This is a genomic window from Pelistega ratti (assembly GCF_009833965.1).
Taxonomy (GTDB): domain Bacteria; phylum Pseudomonadota; class Gammaproteobacteria; order Burkholderiales; family Burkholderiaceae_B; genus Taylorella; species Taylorella ratti.
The window spans coordinates 1675817-1695334 of the sequence record NZ_CP047165.1 but is presented as its reverse complement, the minus strand read 5'-3'; the positions used below and the strand labels follow the sequence as shown (position 1 = coordinate 1695334).

At 38.7% G+C, this 19518-nt stretch carries 22 protein-coding genes and 1 pseudogene; 10 read left to right on the top strand and 13 right to left on the bottom strand.

Annotated elements, in window-relative coordinates:
* Nucleotides 1-133: 133 nt before the first annotated feature.
* Together F9B76_RS07410 and F9B76_RS07405 are read right to left on the bottom strand one after the other, a co-directional pair.
* Nucleotides 134-565, bottom strand: coding sequence for a hypothetical protein (locus tag F9B76_RS07410; RefSeq protein ID WP_159991540.1), 432 nt, complete (start codon nt 563-565; stop codon nt 134-136).
* Between the two features lie 44 nt (nt 566-609).
* The gene (locus tag F9B76_RS07405) at nt 610-1002 is read right to left on the bottom strand and encodes an RNA-binding S4 domain-containing protein (protein WP_159991539.1); all 393 of its coding nucleotides are present in this window, start codon (nt 1000-1002) and stop codon (nt 610-612) included.
* Between the two features lie 167 nt (nt 1003-1169).
* Between F9B76_RS07405 and F9B76_RS07400 the strand changes: the two genes are divergently transcribed.
* The gene (locus F9B76_RS07400; RefSeq protein WP_159991538.1) at nt 1170-1670 is read left to right on the top strand and encodes a CreA family protein; all 501 of its coding nucleotides are present in this window, start codon (nt 1170-1172) and stop codon (nt 1668-1670) included.
* Nucleotides 1671-1782: 112 nt separating this feature from the next.
* On the opposite strand, the gene F9B76_RS07395 is transcribed toward F9B76_RS07400, so the two are convergent.
* From F9B76_RS07395 to F9B76_RS07370, 6 genes are all read right to left on the bottom strand, one after another.
* Nucleotides 1783-2610, bottom strand: a complete 828-nt coding sequence (locus tag F9B76_RS07395; protein WP_159991537.1) for a sulfite exporter TauE/SafE family protein — start codon at nt 2608-2610, stop codon at nt 1783-1785.
* Nucleotides 2611-3378, bottom strand: coding sequence for an ABC transporter ATP-binding protein (locus tag F9B76_RS07390; protein ID WP_159991536.1), 768 nt, complete (start codon nt 3376-3378; stop codon nt 2611-2613).
* A 7-nt stretch (nt 3379-3385) separates the two neighbouring features.
* Nucleotides 3386-4120: a histidine ABC transporter permease HisM gene (gene hisM, locus F9B76_RS07385; protein ID WP_201289296.1), complete on the bottom strand. Its 735-nt coding sequence runs from the start codon at nt 4118-4120 to the stop codon at nt 3386-3388.
* Nucleotides 4117-4806: an ABC transporter permease gene (locus F9B76_RS07380; RefSeq protein WP_159991535.1), complete on the bottom strand. Its 690-nt coding sequence runs from the start codon at nt 4804-4806 to the stop codon at nt 4117-4119. Before F9B76_RS07380 ends, hisM begins: the two co-directional genes overlap by 4 nt.
* 159 nt (nt 4807-4965) lie before the next feature.
* The gene (locus F9B76_RS07375) at nt 4966-5748 is read right to left on the bottom strand and encodes a transporter substrate-binding domain-containing protein (protein WP_159991534.1); all 783 of its coding nucleotides are present in this window, start codon (nt 5746-5748) and stop codon (nt 4966-4968) included.
* A gap of 554 nt (nt 5749-6302) precedes the next feature.
* On the bottom strand, nt 6303-7082 hold the full coding sequence (locus F9B76_RS07370; RefSeq protein WP_159991533.1) for a transporter substrate-binding domain-containing protein: 780 nt from the start codon (nt 7080-7082) through the stop codon (nt 6303-6305).
* Between the two features lie 286 nt (nt 7083-7368).
* Here F9B76_RS07370 and F9B76_RS07365 point away from each other — a divergent pair, with 286 nt between their 5' ends.
* A complete protein-coding gene (locus F9B76_RS07365) occupies nt 7369-7611 on the top strand; it encodes a DUF3791 domain-containing protein (protein WP_159991532.1) in 243 nt (80 codons plus the stop codon).
* Nucleotides 7608-8041, top strand: a pseudogene (locus F9B76_RS07360) (DUF3990 domain-containing protein). The gene F9B76_RS07365 and the pseudogene F9B76_RS07360 overlap by 4 nt, the downstream one beginning before the upstream one ends.
* On the opposite strand, the gene F9B76_RS07355 reads toward F9B76_RS07360, so the two are convergent.
* Nucleotides 8011-8850: an integrase core domain-containing protein gene (locus F9B76_RS07355; RefSeq protein ID WP_159990754.1), complete on the bottom strand. Its 840-nt coding sequence runs from the start codon at nt 8848-8850 to the stop codon at nt 8011-8013. The pseudogene F9B76_RS07360 and the gene F9B76_RS07355 sit on opposite strands and share 31 nt — an antisense overlap.
* A 130-nt stretch (nt 8851-8980) precedes the next feature.
* Between F9B76_RS07355 and F9B76_RS07350 the strand changes: the two genes are divergently transcribed.
* The 5 genes from F9B76_RS07350 (at nt 8981) to F9B76_RS07330 (ending at nt 13732) form a co-directional block, all read left to right on the top strand.
* Nucleotides 8981-9187: a DUF3791 domain-containing protein gene (locus F9B76_RS07350; protein ID WP_159991531.1), complete on the top strand. Its 207-nt coding sequence runs from the start codon at nt 8981-8983 to the stop codon at nt 9185-9187.
* A 63-nt stretch (nt 9188-9250) separates the two neighbouring features.
* Entirely contained in the window at nt 9251-9874 is a 624-nt protein-coding gene (locus F9B76_RS07345) for a GNAT family N-acetyltransferase (protein WP_159991530.1), read from the top strand.
* 10 nt (nt 9875-9884) lie between these two features.
* Entirely contained in the window at nt 9885-10799 is a 915-nt protein-coding gene (locus F9B76_RS07340; RefSeq protein WP_159991529.1) for a LysO family transporter, read from the top strand.
* Between the two features lie 216 nt (nt 10800-11015).
* Nucleotides 11016-12365, top strand: a complete 1350-nt coding sequence (locus F9B76_RS07335; protein ID WP_159991528.1) for a DUF2868 domain-containing protein — start codon at nt 11016-11018, stop codon at nt 12363-12365.
* Nucleotides 12362-13732, top strand: a complete 1371-nt coding sequence (locus tag F9B76_RS07330) for a DUF3482 domain-containing protein (RefSeq protein WP_159991527.1) — start codon at nt 12362-12364, stop codon at nt 13730-13732. The genes F9B76_RS07335 and F9B76_RS07330 overlap by 4 nt, the downstream gene beginning before the upstream one ends.
* A gap of 98 nt (nt 13733-13830) precedes the next feature.
* Here F9B76_RS07330 and F9B76_RS07325 read toward each other — a convergent pair whose 3' ends face one another.
* The 4 genes from F9B76_RS07325 to F9B76_RS07310 form a co-directional block, all read right to left on the bottom strand.
* Nucleotides 13831-14418: a TPM domain-containing protein gene (locus F9B76_RS07325; protein WP_243140622.1), complete on the bottom strand. Its 588-nt coding sequence runs from the start codon at nt 14416-14418 to the stop codon at nt 13831-13833.
* Nucleotides 14312-15211, bottom strand: coding sequence for a TPM domain-containing protein (locus F9B76_RS07320; RefSeq protein ID WP_159991525.1), 900 nt, complete (start codon nt 15209-15211; stop codon nt 14312-14314). Before F9B76_RS07320 ends, F9B76_RS07325 begins: the two co-directional genes overlap by 107 nt.
* The gene (locus tag F9B76_RS07315; RefSeq protein WP_159991524.1) at nt 15211-15819 is read right to left on the bottom strand and encodes a LemA family protein; all 609 of its coding nucleotides are present in this window, start codon (nt 15817-15819) and stop codon (nt 15211-15213) included. Before F9B76_RS07315 ends, F9B76_RS07320 begins: the two co-directional genes overlap by 1 nt.
* Nucleotides 15820-16325: 506 nt before the next feature.
* Nucleotides 16326-16745, bottom strand: a complete 420-nt coding sequence (locus F9B76_RS07310; protein WP_159991523.1) for a DUF2628 domain-containing protein — start codon at nt 16743-16745, stop codon at nt 16326-16328.
* Between the two features lie 397 nt (nt 16746-17142).
* Between F9B76_RS07310 and F9B76_RS07305 the strand changes: the two genes are divergently transcribed.
* Both F9B76_RS07305 and F9B76_RS07300 read left to right on the top strand, forming a co-directional pair.
* Nucleotides 17143-18750, top strand: coding sequence for a peptide chain release factor 3 (locus F9B76_RS07305; protein ID WP_201289387.1), 1608 nt, complete (start codon nt 17143-17145; stop codon nt 18748-18750).
* Between the two features lie 17 nt (nt 18751-18767).
* The gene (locus tag F9B76_RS07300) at nt 18768-19322 is read left to right on the top strand and encodes a hypothetical protein (protein WP_159991521.1); all 555 of its coding nucleotides are present in this window, start codon (nt 18768-18770) and stop codon (nt 19320-19322) included.
* Nucleotides 19323-19518 lie beyond the last annotated feature (196 nt).

Sequence of the window (19518 nt, the reverse complement as noted above, 5' to 3'; positions counted from 1 at the left end):
CCAGAGGAAAATATCGTATATTTATAAAAGATTGACAAATATTATATAAATAAAGCACTTTTTATCATAAGAGGGAAAACCCTTTAAAAAGGGTCAAAAAAACAAAACCTAGGGAAAATCCTAGGTTTAAAAATCAATCATAAGAAAAGAGTTTAGGGACTTTACGCTCTTCTATCGGTACAGATGCCCATAGTAATAGGCAATACACACCAATAAATCCTAACAACAACACCAATACAATAGGTACAACCTCATCACTAATAATAATATTCCATACCGCAAGAATAACCGCCGATATCACACTCAGTAAGAGTACCCCTGTTGAACCTAATCCCCTATCCAATAAAAAGACAGTGATAATCCCCAATACTAAAAAAGGCACAGCATACATACCAAAGCTATGTAATAGCACTAATAGACTAATATACCATTCAAGAGACGTTAATCCCCCTTTTGTTATCCCGTAATACATCGACAATACCACCATCACCAATATACCCAATATAGCAGGCAACGCGATAAATAAAAAAACGGTAGGGGCTGCTGAAAAACGCAATGTACGCATAAATATATTCCTCTTATGACATCAGAATCTATCGATAATAAGTATTAAAATACCCTACGCCAATGTTCTAACTCTCGGCGATCTTTTTTGGTGGGTCGCCCTTTGGTGTAGTCATCAGCTGGTTCATAGACAAAACGGCGGCGCTCTCGCTCGGCTTCTCGCTTGGTAATACTTTCAGCCGTTTCTTCATAAAGTGTTTGGGCAACAGGTGCAGGCCCTCTAACACTACTCAAGGCTTTTACTTCTACCTCACGTTCCATTTGCGTTTGTCGAATGATAACACTATCGCCTACTTTCACTTCTCGAGCAGGCTTACATAATTGTCCGTTAATCAATACTCGACCTTTACCGATTTCATCTGCGGCTAACGAACGTGTTTTATAAAATCGTGCCGCCCATAACCATTTATCAATGCGTAGTTTTTCTAAGGTACTCATCTTACTGTCTTTTCAGATACTCTTACGATAATTTTTATCATCATTGCTTCATTGTACCTAATTCACTACGCTAAGACTAGCAAAGTCAGGGGGTTACTCAAAAAGCCTATACCAAACAACACCTTACGCTATAATAAAAGGACTATCTCTATCGCTTAGGATTTGCTATGAAAAAATACCTCACTTTGTTCTTTTTACTCACTTTATTTTTAAGTCCTTTTCAAACAGCACAAGCACAGGAAGAGCTTGCTTGCGTTAGTACCACTTGGCGTGTTGTTAATAATGATAAGGTATGTGTCAAAGCCTTTAAAGACCCTGATATTGACGGTATTGTTTGTCATCTATCTTATGCCAAAACAGGTGGAATTTCAGGGGCATTAGGGGTTGCCGAAAATCCTTCTCGCTTTGCCCTTTCTTGCCATCAAGTAGGCCCTCTTAAATCAACAAAGGGTATTCCGCCTAAAAAGGAAAAAGTCTTTACACAAAAAATGAGTTTCTTATTCAAAGATCTTAATATTACCCGTCTCACCGATATAGAAAATAATGCCATTATTTATCTTGTATTAAGTGAAAAAATTATTGATGGCTCTCCCTATAATAGCCTTTCAACCGTTCCTTTAATGCCATGGAATGGCGAAGAGCCTTTGGTGATTTTTAATAAAAAATAAGTAGCTTGTATTGATATTTTTGCCTATATAGTAGGCTGTTTATTTTTAGCCTAAATCATTAAATTATCATGATACACAAAAGGCATGGAATCCTCTCCATGCCTTTCTTATATTAGCCGATTAAACCGAAAGCCTCTAATGCCTTATGCATCATCATAGACGCAATCACAAAAAGTAATAAAGCAAAAATCTTTTTGAGCTTATCAACGGGCAATATCTGCGCATATTTTGCACCTAATGGTGCAAATAGCATACTCATAGAGATTAAAAGCAAAAGGGCTGGCCAGTACAGATATCCAATCATACCGTCATGCTCACCTAAGGTATTCCACCCACCGACAATATAGGCAAAACTATTGGCAACAGCAATCGGAAAACCAATAGCCGCCGAAGTAGAAACCGCTTTTTTGAGAGGAACATTAGACCAGACCATAAAAGGCACAGACATAAATCCACCACCAGCCCCTACAAGCCCAGAAACAGCCCCAATCACTACACCGACCCCCGTCATACCTAACCAACCGGGTAATTGGCGACTAGGTTTAGGCTTTTTATTCATCAACATATTGTAGGCAGAATAAAAAACAAATAAAGCAAATACAAATGACAACCATGCCATATTAAGCCACTGGAAAATCAGCGTACCCGATAAAAAACCGCCCAGTATAATCCCCGGTGTTATTTGTAGAACAATTCGCCAAATGACCCCTCCCATACGGTGGTGCGCTTGCATACTGGACAAAGAAGTGAATACAATCGTTGCCATTGCTGTCGCAATAGCAGAATGCACGACATACTCACTAGGTACTAATTGATAGATACCAAAAATCAGGGTAAGGAAAGGAACGATCGTCATTCCTCCACCAACCCCCAATAAACCAGCTAGAAAGCCACTAAAACACCCTAGAAGTAATAAAAAGAGGGCAGTCGCTAGTGTCATTTATTTTAAATTACCTGATAAGAACTGTTGAAGACGAGGGCTTTTCGTATGATTAAAGACCTCATCCGGTGTACCTTGTTCTTCTACACAACCTTTATGTAAGAACATCACCTGTGTTGCCAAATTACGTGCAAACCCCATTTCATGCGTTACCACAATCATCGTTCGCCCTTCTTCTGCCAATTGTTGCATCACTTTTAAGACCTCACCAACCAATTCAGGGTCTAATGCTGAGGTAGGTTCATCAAACAACATCACTTCAGGCTCCATCGCCAATGCACGTGCAATGGCTACACGCTGTTGCTGACCACCCGACATTTGTGAGGGATACTGGTGCTCTACCGCTTCTGGCAAACCCACTTTTTGAAGATAATGACGCGCCCGTTTAATCGCTTCTTCTTTACTCAACCCCAAAACATGAATAGGGGCTTCAATAATATTTTCTAGGGCTGTCATATGTGCCCATAAATTAAAATGCTGAAACACCATGGCTAATTTGGTACGGAAAGATTGTAATTTTTTCTCATCTCGTACACGGCCATTACCCCGTTTATCTTTAATAATCTCTACTGTTTCACCCATCAGCGAAATAGAACCACTATTGGGGAACTCAAGGAAGTTAATGCAGCGTAAAAAGGTACTTTTGCCTGATCCACTTGAACCAATAATCGCAATCACATCCCCTGCTTTGGCTTGTAAAGATACGCCTTTAAGTACCTCATTTTCACCATATGATTTATGAATATCTTTTATATCTAATTTAAACATAATCTTCCTATTTCTTTTCGTAGGCTAAAAAAGCAAGCGCTCTACGCTCAATCATTCTAAATATTGCCACAATAATAAATGACATCACCATATAAATCAGTGCAGCTGTACCATAAGAGGTAAATGTCAGATAGGTTTCTGAGTTAGCATCACGAGCGACTTTTAAAATATCAGGCACTGTTGCAGTAAACGCCAATGACGTAGAATGCAACATCAAAATCACTTCATTACTATACGCAGGAATGGCTCGACGTAAAGCAGAAGGTAAAATAATTCGGCGATAAACCTTTGCTTTACTCATACCAAAGGCATAAGCCGCTTCTACTTCTCCGTGATTAGTGGATTTGATATAACCTGCAAAAATCTCAATCGTATAAGCTAATGTATTTAACATTAAGGCTAAAACGACACAATTATAACCACTCATGAAGAAATCGTTTAGCATTGGTTCATTTTTTACCCAATCTAAACTAATCATACCGCTATAAATTAACAAAATCTGGATATAAAGTGGCGTTCCCCGAAAGATATAGGTAAATAACCAAACCGAACCACTCATCCAACGGTTTTTAGAAACGCGTGCAATCGATAAAGGTAAGGCTAGCACAAAGCCAAGACTTACCGAAAGAACCAATAACCATAGCGTTACCGCTAACCCTGAGAACTCTGTACCATCCCAAAAGATAAAGGGTTTCCAGTAGTCATTTAAAATCATTAAAAAATTATCAACAGCTTCGATCATAATTTAGCCTCTCGAACCCCTGCTGAATACTTCTTCTCTAACCACCACAATACCAGATTAGATAGTGTTGTTAGAATAAGATAAATAACCCCTGCCACAAGGATAAAAAAGAACATCTTCCCAGTTGCTCGCCCAGCTTGTTGTGATACCAACACAATATCCGCTAACCCAATAATAGAGACTAATGCCGTTGCTTTTAAGACAATCAACCAATTATTACCAATCCCCGGCAAAGCAAAACGCATCATCTGTGGGAATAAAATACGCATAAAAATTTGGTACTTGGTCAGACCATAGGCTTTTCCAGCTTCTAACTGCCCTTTAGGTACTGCTAAAAAAGCCCCACGGAAGGTTTCTGCAAAATAAGCACCATAAATAAAACCAATCGTTAGAATCCCTGTTACAAAAGGATCAAGATCAATCTGATCTATCTGTATTGCATCTGTAAACGCATTAAGCAGTTGTTGAATCCCAAAAAATACCAATAGCATCAACACCAAATCAGGAATACTTCGGATAACGGTTGTATAGACCTGTGCCCATACTCTAAAAAACCAATTACCAAATAATTTGCCTGCTGCGGCTAAAAGCCCCAAAACAAAAGCAACTAATAAAGAAAAGAAAGCCAACTTAATCGTCTCTATCGTTCCCGTCAAGACCTGATTGGCATAACCGTCTAAAAACATAAACGCCTTTTAAATAACACTCTTAAAAAGCACGATACATACTTGTTATGTATCACACCACCTCATTTAAAATGATCGAAATGAAGAGCAAAAAATATTCTCAATATAAGCCCTTCATTCTATCACGATCATAATCGCTTTTTATACCTTATTGATAGATTAGTCAAGCAAATCTAATTCATCTTTTTGGAAATATTTTTCAGCTAACTGAGCAATAACACCTTCTTTGCGCAAAGCTAAAATTGCCTCATCGACTTCTGCTTTTAATTGCTTATCCTGTTTACGAAAACCCAATCCAATTTTATTGGCCAATAAAGGATGGACAAGTGGCTCACCCACATATTCGTAATCTTTACCCTCTGGTTTACTGAGTAAGCCAGCATAACCATTTGGTTTTTCCAGAATGGCCGCATCAATACGTCCTGCACCTAGGTCAATAAAGGTTTGATCTTGCTCGGTATAAGAAACAATTTTTACCCCTTTCTTACCCCATACTTGTTTAGCATACGCTTCTTGCGCACTTCCTTGTAAAGCACCGACCCGTTTACCTTTAAGCGACTCTACCGTTGGCTCAAGACCACTCCCTTTTTTAGCTAATAACTGCGTAGGAATTGCATAAACACTCTCAGAGAAATTAATCACTTTCTCACGGGCTGCATTATGCGTCAAGCTCGCATGAACAATATCAAATTTACGTGCTTGTAACCCCGGTAAAAGCGACTCAAAAGGTTGCTCTACCCATACGCATTTTGCGTTTAATTTTTCACAAATAGCATTACCCACATCAATATCAAATCCGACTAACTCACCCTTTTCATTTTTGTACTCAAATGGGGCATAAGCCGATTCCGTACCAATTTTAATTTCTCTACTTTCTTGGTTTGCAAAAGCCATACTGGTGAAACCCATCACCAAGCCAAGAGTTATGAATAATGAACGCATTGTCTGACCTCACTTTATGGTTGGAAACGTCTCATTATAAAAACCAATATTTATTTGAGCAAGTATATTATTTGGCATAACATTATTTTTTATACCTAAAGAAAACATCATAAAACACATTATTTAAGCGATTTTACGACTATCTTCTGCTCTATTATTCGCTTTATCAACAAGGGTAAATTAAAGGGATACCTTTCTAATACCGTAATATTAACAAGGAGTTAATAAAAAAGAGGGGATACCGTCCTCTCTTTTTTGTGCTCTTATCAGATCACTGCTACCCTCTCAAAAAGGATAAGGGTACCCATCTGCTACCCCTACCCTTAACTAAGGGAAAATCCCTATAACCATAAGAGATGATTTCTCATCAAAAATACGACAAAAGATAGCATTCACCAGAACCTATTTAGGTGATATATTATTTTTATTAAAACCCCTATCTGCTATCAAGCAAAAGTGGCTACATTTAGTTAGACTAAACGAGCCACTTTTACTATCACATCCGTAAGAATTTATACTATCTTTTTGTATAAAAAGATAATAGACTATCCTTACTAATCCAGTAGGTTTAACTCACCTGCTTGAAAATGTTTTTCTGCTAATTTAGCAATAACACCTTCTTGACGTAATGCCAAAATAGCGGCATCAATATCCGCTTTTAATTGCTTATCTTGTTTACGCAAACCAATACCAATTTTATTCGCTAATAAAGGATGCTCTAAAGGCTCTCCAACATATTCATAATCTTGCCCTTCAGGTTTACTCAAAAAGCCAGCATAACCATTTGGTTTCTCTATAATCGCGGCATCAATTCGTCCTGCGGCTAAATCGATAAAGGTCTGTACTTGCTCGGTATAAGAAACAATTTTTACCCCTTTCTTCCCCCATTCTTGTTTAGCATAGGCTTCTTGTGCACTCCCTTGTAAAGCACCGACCCGTTTGCCTTTAAGCGACTCTACCGTTGGCTCAAAACCACTGCCTTTTTTTGCCAATAATTGAGTGGGAATCGCATAAATATCTTCTGAGAAATTAATCACCTTTTCTCGCATGGCATTATGTGTTAGACCTGAATGGATAATATCAAACTTACGCGCTTGCAAACCAGGCATCAACGATTCAAATGGTTGTTCAACCCAAACACATTTGGTTTTTAATCGCTCACAGATAGCATGTGCAACATCGATATCAAACCCTACCAACTCACCTTGTTCATTCTTGTACTCAAAAGGCGCATAGGCTGGTGCCGTACCAATTTTGATTTCTTGATAGGATTGCGCAAGGGCGACACTTGAAACCCCCATGGCTAAACTGATGGCAATAAATAATGAACGCATTGTCTTACCTCTCTTTTTTGTTTATAAAAATTTCATTATAAAATCATCTCACAAAAAGTCAAATTTACTTAACTACTTTTAATTGTATGCGTAGAGCATTAGGTAGATACCATATAATTAAGTCCTTCTGCCTACATTCCCTATTTAAGTTGATAAGATAGTTATACCCTTTCCTTAATGGCTAGTAAACATATCCTATAGGTGGTAAACTTAAAGAAAAACATTCCATTAAAATAAATAAAAATATATCCCATTAAACACTACGGCTAGTTTTTAGTAAAACAGTATGAAAGACATTGGCACAACATTTCAAATTCATCACCAACAAGAGCTTGAGTTTGTACTCTTTTGCATTGATTTTATTGCTAAAAAACTTTGTATGCCAACTACTTTAATCTATCAAAAATTAGCAAAAAGTGGTTTATTACAAGATTATATTGTGGCAAATTACGAAATATTACATACGCTTGGCAAGGACTATTTAGTGGAAGATATTATTGGTTTAATGCAAGAGAAGAATTTATTATGATTTTGTACCATGGCTCAACAGTAGAAGTTACTCAACCCAATATTACCTTTTCACGCAAAAACTTAGACTTCGGACAAGGTTTTTATACAATACCGATTAAGCAACAGGCCATTAATTGGACGATGCGTTTCAAACGCTTAGGAAAAATGCCGTACTTAATTACTATGAATTTGATGAAACCTTATTTACACAGTTTCACACTAAAACATTTTATTCTTATAGTGAACAATGGCTTGATTTTATCTTAGCCAATCGTATAGGTATTGCTGTTGAAACTTTTGATATTATACTGGGAGGGGTAGCCAATGACCGTATTTTTAATACAATTGAATTACTCACAGAAAACTTAATTACAAAACAGGAAGCATCAGGTCGATTAATGTATGAAGTGTTAGAAACTCAAGCGTTGTTTACACTATTTGCAAAATAAATTTCTAAATATTCGTAAGGTGTCAGTGTCCGTTTATGACCAAGTTGATCTTGGTAAACAAGAGCACTATGTGGTTTTACGGTGTTGTAGAAATTAATAAATCGGGTAAGCTCCTGTTTTCTATGCTGGCTATCGGTAAATTCATGTTTATCATGCCACATTTGCATTAAGGTTCTAATCACCCTTTCTGCTTTTCCATTGGTTTTAGGATTGGCGACTTTAGTAAATTTTTGATTGATATGATGTTGATAACAGGCTTTACCAAACTCATGTTCTTTTGTTCCTTTGTATTCTGTTCCATTATCCGAGTAAATAACCTCTATGGTATAAGGACAAGGGTCTATCAGATGTTGGGTTAAGAACGTAGCTGCGCTAAAGGCGGTTTTATCTGGCATAATAGCCGCATATAATTCACGCGAGTAATCATCGATAGCCACAAACAGATATTCCCTTTGACTTTGCGTGTGTTGTCCTTTCAGTAAAGGCAAGCGTTTTGTATCGACATGAACCATCTCGCCAGGATAGGATTTATTATAGCGTTTGGCTTGTTTTTTTAATCGTTCTTGGATGGACTTTTCTACTTTGGCTAAGCGTTTAATCCCAAATTTAGCCTGTCTAAACCGATTATTGATACTGGTCTGAGGTTTTAATAATCGACCACGAGCGAGTTTGAGTATCTTATAGATGGTGGGGCGAGAAACCTTGTATTCTTTCGCTAAAGAAGTGACATTTTGTTTGTTTTGCGTGTAAGCTAGCCAAATCTCTTCTCTTTGGCGAGGTAATAAGCGAGTGTTTTTGTGTATATTCATCGTACTATTATCTTAAAATAATGTAAACAACGCTAGTTTATTCTACATATGAAGAAAATAATCAACAAATTTGTTTTCTTAATCAAACCATTTTAAATCAACATCTTATTTTCAAAGGTAGTGAAATATTATGATGGCAAATCCTGTTCTCTTACAACGCAAGTATGCCCGAATTATTGTATTACTTGCAGAGCAATTACATATCTCATTAGCCCAAGCACTAGATTACTTTATGCGTTCAAAAACCTATGAATTAATGAGCGAAGGAATTGCCGATATACATTGCTTGAGTGATGCCTATTTAGCCGAAGAAATTATTCGAGAATACACATCGTAGTCATTATCTTTTTACTATCCACCACACGACAGCATCCATATTTCACAAAAGGAAACCTCTCACATGACCACCGTTACACCATTTACGCTTCCCTTTCACCCTGTGCAATTAGAGGGATTTGGGCTTATTTTAGAACCAATGAAACCCGCCCACGAGCCGGGATTAGCCAAAGCAGCAGAAGATGGTGAACTATGGAAAATACATTATGCCTCCGTGCCTGCACCAGACCAAGAAGCACAATATATCAAACAGGCTTTACATGAACAAGCACAAGGAAAAGCACTGGTTTTTACAATTAGAGATGCCAAAACCAAAGAAATTATTGGTACAACACGCTATTATTCTATTATTCCTGAATGTGCGCGTTTACATATTGGTTATACCTGGTATGCCCAGTCCTACCAACGTACCTTTGCAAATACTGCCGCCAAATATCTTTTACTCTATTATGCTTTTGAAAGTCTAAAGGCAAATGTCGTGGCATGGCGAACCGATATTCTAAACGAACGCTCTCAAAAAGCGATTGAACGTCTTGGGGCTAAAAAAGATGGCATTATTCGAGGCGATCAATTACGGCGAGATGGTACCGTCAGGGATTCTGTTGTCTATAGCATGACAAAAGACGAATGGACTACCACCCATAAAACACGTTTAAAATCAATAGTAGAACAACATCACACCCTATAAAGAGACACTTATGATTGATATTCTGATGGCATTGTATCCTATTTTTCTTTCCCTTCTCGTGGGTATGATTGTAGGACGATTTGGATCAGAACAACTCTCTTGTCGAATTGTTAAATTATTATCTCCCTTTATCTGGGTACTTCTTTTTGCTATTGGCTATAAATTTGGCTTGGTGGTAGAAAATTTACAGAATATTGTTGATGTCATTAAATTAGCACTTATTTTTTCTATTGGGTGTAGTTTCTTTGTCGGTATCGGTATTTATCTCTTATATCCACAGCCCATTAAAAAACAGAAAAATAAAGTCTCTCTACTGAGCATTTGGCATATTCTCAAAGAATGTGCCTTTGCATTACTCGCTATTATCTTAGGTGATGTATTGGCACAAGGGTTAGTGTATCTGGGTTGGAATACCTCATTCATGCCCTCATCAAATACCTTTCTCTACCTTTTACTGTTTATTATAGGGGTTGATATTATTAATGCCCCATTTTCATTTAAGACTATCCATAAACCCCTCCTCTTAATGCCTATTGCTATTCTGATAACCTCTTCTCTTGGCGGTATGCTACTTGCATGGATGATGAATCTCACGTTACAACAAGGCCTTGTTTTAGCAGGTGGCTTTGGTTGGTTCTCCCTATCAGGGGCAATGGTAACGGCAGAGTGGGGAGAATTTTATGGGGCAATTGCCGTATTGACTGATCTCTTTAGAGAAATTATCGCTATTGTTGTTTTATTCTTTATGGGAGCATTATACCCTAACCCCTCTATCGCTATTGCAGGGGCTACCGCCATGGATACCACCCTCCCGATTATTAAAAAAGCAGCAGGTAATCATGCTATTGCACTCGCTATTTATATTGGTGCTGTGCTAAGCCTGATTGTCCCCTTTTGGTTAGCTTTTTTATTGAGTGGGTTTTAATGGTATATTTTTATAAGTGTTATAAATAGTTATACACTGTAGAAACATATTTTTAATAAATACGATACTTATGATAAAAATACTTCATATCTAAAATAGTTAATCTTATGATTAAGCAATATTATCTCTTGATAAAAAATAATCAATTCTCCCCTAAAACCCAAATAAATTCTAGGTTAAAATAAAGCCTACCTTTATTTTTATCATATAAGCACCGTGCAATTTAACGATTTTTGGATAACCGAAACCATTCGGCAAAAAGAAGAAAACTGGGGGCCGCTGGATGACAGCACCATTATGCGTCAATTACAACGAGACACCTCTCCCAGCATTGAAAACAAAATCATACGCCGAGCCACGCTTATCGCCCAACGAGAAGGCATATTAACCATCATTCAACAATGGACAAAATCTGCCTCCTTAGCCCTTTACCTCTTAGCCTTTTTTGGAGTGATAACAGGTATTAGCCTTGCACTCAGTGCTACCCAGCAAAACCATATTAACCTAGCACTTGCCCTTGCAGCACTACTTGGTTTACATGCCATTACCTATTTATTATGGCTATTATCTTTTTTTAAAACACCACAGACAACACTAGGAAAATGCTGGTTATGGTTAAGCCAAAAAATGGCACGTAGCCCCCATACCTCGTTGGTGGCGCATTCTTTTATCTCTGCCTTAAAACAAGCAAAGGCTATTCGCTGGATACTAGGTACATTGAGCCATGCTTTTTGGCTTATCATACTAACAACTGCCTCACTGACACTGCTCATACTCTGGACAGGCAAATCCTACACCTTTGCATGGGAAACCACTATCTTATCCCAGCAAACATTTACAACACTCACCCACTTACTCGGTAAAGTTCCCTCTTTCTTTGGTTTTCCGATACCCGATACGATGGTGATCTCATCTGCTGATAATACGGTAGATATACAAAAAAGCTGGTCTTATTGGCTACTGGGGCAAGTCCTTATTTGGGGCGTATTCGTACGTTTTATCAGTTTACTCTTTTGTTTATTACGCACCAGAAAAAGTATTCAACATCTGTCTATCGACCTTTCTTCACCAGCATATGCCACACTGGCACAACGCTTTCAGCTACAGACAGAACGGATAGGAACAGATAGTCCAGCAACGCCTTATACACTACCAACGATTGAACCAAGCTCCACCATTACACAATGGACAACGCAACGCATCGTTATTGGCATAGAACTACCGACACCAGATATACTACATTCATTAACCTTTCATCACTCGGTCAGTATAGCAGGTAATATTGAATCACGAGAAGATCGCCATCAACTACTCGATCAGCTTATCCAACAACCTATACAAGACTTATTATTGGTTTGTGATGCAACCCAAACACCTGATCGTGGAATTGCCTATTTTATACGTGATATAGCAAAATACAGCCAACAAATAGCCGTTTATTTATATACCACATCGTCTTCTTCAGACCGTCTATCTTTATGGGAAAAAACACTAAGCGATATTGGTATTGACCGATCACGACTTTTCACTCACCCTCAACAGCTTTCTTCATGGATAGCCTTATGACAACACCTGATTTACTCCGTCTTGCTATTGTTGGTCATACCAATACAGGTAAAACCTCTTTAATGCGAACCTTACTAGAAGATCGGGCTTTTGGTGAGGTACAAAATGCACCCGGCACAACACGCCATGTAGAAGGGGCAACAATTCAGATAGATAATCAAGCCACGATTGAACTGCATGACACACCCGGTATAGAAGACAGTATAGGCTTATGGGATTATCTGGATCAACTACAACAATCCCACCCCAAACGACTAGATGGGCCTGATAGTATTCACTATTTCTTAACTTCCCCTGAAAGCCACGGTCGATTTGAACAAGAAGCACGCGTATTACGTCAGCTATTACAATGTGATGCAGGGCTATATGTAGTCGATATTCGCGACCCTGTTTTGGCAAAACATAAAGATGAGCTAGCCATTCTTGCCCGATGTGGTAAACCACTGATTGCCATTTTAAACTTTATTCATAGTCCTCAAAATCATCTCACTGCATGGCGAGATACCCTTGCTCGATTAGGGATTCACATGAGTATTGAATTTGATACTGTTGCACCTGCCATAGACGGAAAGGAACAACTCTATCAAAAACTTGCCCTTGTCTTAGATAAACACTCACCATCACTTACCACCCTAGCAGAGCAAATTAAACAACAACGTCAATTACGCAAACGCATTGCCTTTACAATGTTAGCAAGCACCTTAATTGATGTGGCGGCTTTCAAAGTCAGTACCCAAACAGATGCTGAAAGCCTACAAGTACAATCGGCTTTTCTACAAGAGACCATCCGAAAAAGAGAGCATCAATTTATCAAGGATATACTAAAACACTACCGATTTGCAGAACAAGACTACCCAGCACAACCCTTACCCATTCAAGGGGAACGCTGGGGAATGGACTTATTTCACCCTGATGCCTTGGTCGATATGGGCATTCAAGTGGGTAAAGGCTTTGCGGCTGGGGCAGCAGCAGGGGCAACTATCGATGTTTTTACAGGGGGATTAAGTCTAGGAGCAGCCGCTTTATTAGGGGGTGTTGTAGGGAGTGTATGGCAAGGATTTGATAAAGTAGGCAAACGACTAATCGGTAAAATCCAAGGCTATGAAGAATTAAGTGTTGATGATGCGGTTATCCGATTACTTGGTTTACGGGGATTACAATTAATAGATATTCTTGAAAAAAGAGGTCATGCTGCCCAACATAAAATCACCTTAGATCAGTCCACACTGACACAATGGCAAACAGGCAAGCTCCCTGAAAGCATTCACCTGGCTCGTGCCTATCCCTCATGGTCAAGTATGTCATCTTCTTTTGAAAACAGTGCTGATAGAGAACAAGCGATAAATAACTTGAGTAAACAGTTTTAATATTTAAATAGTTGATAGGTGATAAAGAAATAATAGGGCTACTTCTCACTTAATGGTAGCCCTAAAATATCACTAAAATACAGCCGTAACCATTACCACTATAATACTACGGGTTTATCCGATAGCGCATTAGGTGTATTCACAGGCAGATGCCCACAAGCATTAATCAATACTTGCTCAATCGCTACTATCGCTTCTTGCAAGCCTTTCTCATAGTCCTTATTCGCCAGATGTTGCGATAATTGTGTACAAACCTCTTCCCAAACCGTATTAGAGACCTCAATACCACGATCTGCAATAATCTCTATCGTTTGTAAAGAGAGGTTTAGATACAGCAAAACACCCGTACGATAAGGTGTATCCCATACCTTTAAGCGACCAAATACCTCTAATGCCCGCTCATGACTTAATAAATTATCTTTAGGGGATTGCACCTCAATCGCTAAGACTAATTCACCCGCATGGTTTTGTTCACTGGCTTGAATCGCTTCACTTAGCCTTTGTAATAGGGCATCTGTAAAAAATTTATGTTTTAAATATACCCCATAAAATTGTGTCAGCCCCATTTGATTTAACCACTTACCAGCCACCTGAAGCACCTCCGCCACCACTTGAGCCGCCACCGCCTCCACCGAAGCCGCCGCCCCCAAAACCACCAAAACCACCGCCGCCAAAGCCTCCGCCAAAACCTCCATTCTTCCAAGGATTATGGCGACGACGTGCATTACTTGAATTCAGTTGCTTACTGACTGCACTTAATGGTGCTTTAAAAATAGTCCGTAAAATACTAGCAACAATCAATACAATAGCTGCCAACCCAACAGCAATAACGGCAGACTCTAACAGCCCAAAAGCCACTTGACCCGCTATAAATGCGCCAAAAATAGGGTGTATAAAAACAGCCAAGATACACGCAATAAAGAAAATAATAACGAGACCTGCCAAACCTAAACCATCAACATCATCACTACGTATTTGCTGCTGAGGTAAATTTTCTTTTTTAATCAGCTGGGTCATCTCAGCAACAGCCGCCTCAATACCTTGTGCAAACTGACCTTGTTGAAAATAAGGGGCAACCGTATTTCTTAATAATCGAGAAGCCACCACATCAGGGATTGCCCCCTCTAAACCATAGCCAACTTCAATACGATTACGTCTGTCTTCTTTGGCAATAACAAAAAGCACCCCATCATCAATCCCTTTACGACCAACTTTCCACGCTTCAAATACACGAACCGCATAGCTTTCAATTGTATCAGGCTGCACCGTAGGAATCATTAAGATAAAAATCTGAGACCCTGTTTCTTGATCCAGTGCTTTGAGTTGTCTGTTAAGTCGCTCAAGCTCACTTGCACTTAATGTCCCTGTCGTATCCGTTGCATAATTACTTAATGCAGGAATAGCCGGTTCTTGCGCCCAAAGACTACTGGCACTTACCAGTAGTAACAGACCAAGCAATAATCGTAAAATGCGTTTCATTACTGTGCTGTCGCTGGACGGTTATCAAATTGTAAGGTAGGGGCTTTCATAATTTCAGCTTGATTCTCTACCCCAAAATTAGGTTTAACCGAATAGCCAAAAATTTTTGCCGTAATCACTTGAGGGAATTGGCGAATATACGTATTATAGGTTTGTACTTCTTTGATATAACGTCCTCGTGCGGTTGCAATACGATTTTCTGTTCCTTCAAGTTGTACATTTAGATCTTGGAATAAAGCATTAGCTTTTAGGTCAGGGTAGTTTTCTGATACTGCTAATAAACGAGAAAGCGCCGAGCTTAATTGACTCTGTGCCGCTTGGAATTGAGCTAACTCTTCTTCAGTGGGTAATTTATCCGCAGATATTTGCAAAGAACCCACTCGTGAACGAGCATCAGCCACTTGCGTTAATACATCACGCTCATGCACCATATAAGCATTAACACTAGAAACCAATTGGGGAACAAGATCTGCTCGGCGTTGGTATTGGTTCAATGTCTCTGACCATGAGGCTTTTACACTCTCATCTAATGTTTGAATTTGGTTATAACCACACCCAGCTAAAAAAGCAGTGATAAATAATGCCAGTAAAAGACGGAATTTTTTCATGAATAAAATCTCTTTATCAAAATATTAAAATAAATACACACTTCAGCGAACCAGATACTGTATTGACACCTATACTATATCTACTTGATGATAGTGATTCAAGACATATGGAGTTTATTTTACTTTTTATCGATACGTATTGCAAAATCTTTTAAGGAATAGGGGTTCTTAATATATACAGACATAACTAAACAGCCATTATCCCTCTTCCCTTTATACCCCCCTAAATATCAACTATCATTATGGAGCATAATAAACCTAAAGGTTATATTAATTAGATTAACCTAACTTTAAAAATCACTTGACATCTGTTCTATCTATTTTTACACTGTCCAGTAATCCACCCTGTAGCAATACGCTTTGTCGATTATCCAGACATTGCACTGAGCCTCAGGTTTTTTTGCTTTTTTGGGAAGAGAAAAAGCACACTATCACAAGATACTAAAAAATATTGCCTCTATACTCAACATAAAAAAGCACGCTTTTGCGTGCTATAAATAACCTGATTATGACTCAAAAGGATTCCAACTTTTAGAACCTTTTACTTTATGTAGATAATACGCTTTATTGGCTATTGATCCATAAGTCCACATGATTACCAAGTTAAATATTCTATCAATTGTTTTCTCTGGTATATTAATGGATAACATATCTACTCCAAAGTCCAAAACAAGGAATAAACCAACAAACAATCCTATCAAAGCAAGATTTTTTCGCCAAAGCCCTAATATAAAGAAGTAGATTAACCCAAAAAAGAAAGCATAAAAATTCATTCCCTGTATGCGACGATCCTTAAAAGAAAGTGCTTTATAGGCTTCTTTATATTCTGGTGCACTTTCTTTTGTGCCATATTTGTCAAAGAAAGCAAAACGTTTTTGCCATTTTGGGTTTAAATCAGCATAGCTTGAATGATTTAATTCAGACATAATTCCTCTTCCTACAAAAATAGGTACACTATAATGCTAAAAGTCCATAATTTTAAATCAAAAAAAAAAAAAATAAATAAAAAAATAAAAATAAAAATAATTTAATTAAAAAATATTCTTAACCTACTCCTCATACAACACAAAATCATTCATCATAAACGCAAAAAAATTTAACAACCGCCACCACTTAATTCATCCAACACACTTACTAACTGATTCCCATCAAGACAACAGAAATCTACAACCTTATCTATTCTTCCACCTCCTCTACATAACAGCAATAACATGCCACCATTACTTAGGTTTAAACCATCTTCTCTTTACTTTATACAGCTAAGCTTTTTTGAGTTAAAATAACTCGTTTCTTTCATTTATTACACATATCAAGATGTCATCTTTGTCCATTGCACAAGAAGTTGCACGTCGCCGTACGTTTGCAATTATTTCCCACCCTGATGCGGGTAAAACCACACTGACTGAAAAATTATTACTTTTCTCTGGTGCGATCCAGATTGCAGGTAGTGTAAAAGCACGCAAAGCCTCTCGTCATGCGGCTTCAGATTGGATGGAAATTGAAAAACAACGGGGAATTTCTGTTGCCTCTTCTGTCATGCAAATGGAGTATAAGGACTGTGTTATCAATCTATTGGATACCCCCGGGCACCAAGACTTTTCTGAAGATACCTACCGTGTACTGACCGCTGTTGATGCTGCCATTATGGTGATTGATGCCGCCAATGGTATTGAGCCTCAAACCATTCGCTTACTACAAGTTTGCCGAGCAAGAAATACACCGATTATTACCTTTGTGAATAAATTTGACCGAGAAGTAAAAGAACCCCTTGACCTACTCAGTGAAATTGAATCCCATCTAGGCATGGACGCTATTCCTTTCTCATGGCCTATTGGTATGGGTAAACATTTTGGTGGTGTGTTTGACCTTCGTCATGACCGTATGCGTCTTTTTAAAGCAGGGCAAGAGCGATTAAATGAGAATGAAGAAACCATTGACGGTTTACATAACCCCTTAATCAAAGAAAAATTTGGTTCTTACTACGAAAAAGCCCTTGAAGAAATTGAGCTTATCCAAGAAGCAACCCCCTCTTTCTCACCCGAGGCCTTTTTAGCAGGGAAACAAACCCCTGTTTTCTTTGGTTCAGCAGTCAATAATTTTGGGGTACAAGAAGTGCTTGATACCCTAGTAGAATGGGCACCTAAACCAGGCTCTCGTCAAGCTCTACAGCGTGTGGTAGAACCTGAAGAAGCCAAATTCACAGGGGTTGTTTTTAAGGTACAAGCCAATATGGATCCTGCACATCGAGACCGAGTGGCGTTTGTCCGTGTGAGTTCTGGGCGATTTGAGCGTGGAATGCGTCTAAAAGTTAGCCGTACCAATAAAGAAATTCGTCCTAATAATGTGGTTTCCTTTCTTTCTCAACGGCGAGAGCTACTTGATGAAGCCTATGCCGGCGATGTGATTGGTATTCCTAATCATGGTGTATTACACTTAGGTGATGTACTCACCGAAGGTGAACAGCTTCAATTTACAGGATTACCTTTCTTCGCCCCTGAATTATTCCAAGCAGTCGAGGTAAAAGACCCCTTACGTAGTAAACAACTCCGTACAGGACTAACACAATTAGGGGAAGAAGGGGCTATTCAAGTATTTAGACCAGAAGCGGCAGGTGGTGCATTGCTACTAGGCGCGGTAGGACAATTACAATTTGAAGTCGTTGTGCATCGTCTTAAAACAGAATACGGTGTAGATGCTCGTTTGATGCCTTCACGCTATACCATGGCACGTTGGTTTACGAGCGATAATCCTGCTGCCTTGAAAAAATTTATGACAAGTAATGCACAACATATCGCCTATGATGTGGTGGATGCACCTGCTTTCTTAATCAGTTCTATGGCACAATTAAGAGTAGCCGAAGAATTAAATCCTGACATCAAATTCCACGCAATGCGAGAGCATGGTGGTCAAGTCTTTCATGATAACCACTGATTTTAAAAGGTTTTTCTATGAGTTGGCGTTTATTATTTTTTACTTTACTTGTACTTGCTGGTGCTGCAACCGTTGGCGGACTTTCAGCTGGTGAATGGCTGGTTGAACACGCTCCTAAGCAAGCAAACCTTCCTAACGTTAGCAAAGATGACCCTCCACCACCAGTAGATGAAAAAGGACTCCCCATTATGAGACAGCCCGCTCAACCACTGATGAGTGGACTAATGGGCATACCTACTAATGAGGTTAAGGTAGATTGGGCAATCAAAGCAGATAATATTACTTCTGCGAAAACCGCCTCTGTTGAAACGACTGTACCGACAACAACATCGACAGTAACGGTCTCTAATTCAGTTAATCAATCGATTAAAACACGTCCTATAGGACAAGCACGGCAGGAAACAACAACCGCCACAACTCAAAACTGGGAAGGTGCTTTCCGACAAGAGTTGGCACAATGTCGCCAATTAGGATTCTTTGAGCGTGCTTCTTGTGTTGGTAGGGTACGAGAACAATATTGTGGGCCCAATAAAGCATGGGGACGCGTCAATGACTGCCCTGCTCGCCGTTAAGGCGCTCCCATAACAAGTAATAGCAACCGTATTACACCATTAAACAAGCAGATAAGCACTATCAACACTTATCTGCTTTTTAATTTTTATAGCAACTTATCACTGCCACTAGCATAACTGAAACACTGCTCATACAAAATAATAATACTTATACTTTAAACCTAACTTATTGTTTCAAAGATAAAGATAAGTGTAA

Coding starts and splice junctions, on each gene's coding strand:
- F9B76_RS07410 (WP_159991540.1), bottom strand. CDS start 565: ATGCGTACATTGCGTTTTTCAGCAGCCCCTACCGTTTTTTTATTTATC.
- F9B76_RS07405 (WP_159991539.1), bottom strand. CDS start 1,002: ATGAGTACCTTAGAAAAACTACGCATTGATAAATGGTTATGGGCGGCA.
- F9B76_RS07400 (WP_159991538.1), top strand. CDS start 1,170: ATGAAAAAATACCTCACTTTGTTCTTTTTACTCACTTTATTTTTAAGT.
- F9B76_RS07395 (WP_159991537.1), bottom strand. CDS start 2,610: ATGACACTAGCGACTGCCCTCTTTTTATTACTTCTAGGGTGTTTTAGT.
- F9B76_RS07390 (WP_159991536.1), bottom strand. CDS start 3,378: ATGTTTAAATTAGATATAAAAGATATTCATAAATCATATGGTGAAAAT.
- hisM (WP_201289296.1), bottom strand. CDS start 4,120: ATGATCGAAGCTGTTGATAATTTTTTAATGATTTTAAATGACTACTGG.
- F9B76_RS07380 (WP_159991535.1), bottom strand. CDS start 4,806: ATGTTTTTAGACGGTTATGCCAATCAGGTCTTGACGGGAACGATAGAG.
- F9B76_RS07375 (WP_159991534.1), bottom strand. CDS start 5,748: ATGCGTTCATTATTCATAACTCTTGGCTTGGTGATGGGTTTCACCAGT.
- F9B76_RS07370 (WP_159991533.1), bottom strand. CDS start 7,082: ATGCGTTCATTATTTATTGCCATCAGTTTAGCCATGGGGGTTTCAAGT.
- F9B76_RS07365 (WP_159991532.1), top strand. CDS start 7,369: ATGAAAGACATTGGCACAACATTTCAAATTCATCACCAACAAGAGCTT.
- F9B76_RS07355 (WP_159990754.1), bottom strand. CDS start 8,850: ATGAATATACACAAAAACACTCGCTTATTACCTCGCCAAAGAGAAGAG.
- F9B76_RS07350 (WP_159991531.1), top strand. CDS start 8,981: ATGATGGCAAATCCTGTTCTCTTACAACGCAAGTATGCCCGAATTATT.
- F9B76_RS07345 (WP_159991530.1), top strand. CDS start 9,251: ATGACCACCGTTACACCATTTACGCTTCCCTTTCACCCTGTGCAATTA.
- F9B76_RS07340 (WP_159991529.1), top strand. CDS start 9,885: ATGATTGATATTCTGATGGCATTGTATCCTATTTTTCTTTCCCTTCTC.
- F9B76_RS07330 (WP_159991527.1), top strand. CDS start 12,362: ATGACAACACCTGATTTACTCCGTCTTGCTATTGTTGGTCATACCAAT.
- F9B76_RS07320 (WP_159991525.1), bottom strand. CDS start 15,211: ATGAAACGCATTTTACGATTATTGCTTGGTCTGTTACTACTGGTAAGT.
- F9B76_RS07315 (WP_159991524.1), bottom strand. CDS start 15,819: ATGAAAAAATTCCGTCTTTTACTGGCATTATTTATCACTGCTTTTTTA.
- F9B76_RS07310 (WP_159991523.1), bottom strand. CDS start 16,745: ATGTCTGAATTAAATCATTCAAGCTATGCTGATTTAAACCCAAAATGG.
- F9B76_RS07300 (WP_159991521.1), top strand. CDS start 18,768: ATGAGTTGGCGTTTATTATTTTTTACTTTACTTGTACTTGCTGGTGCT.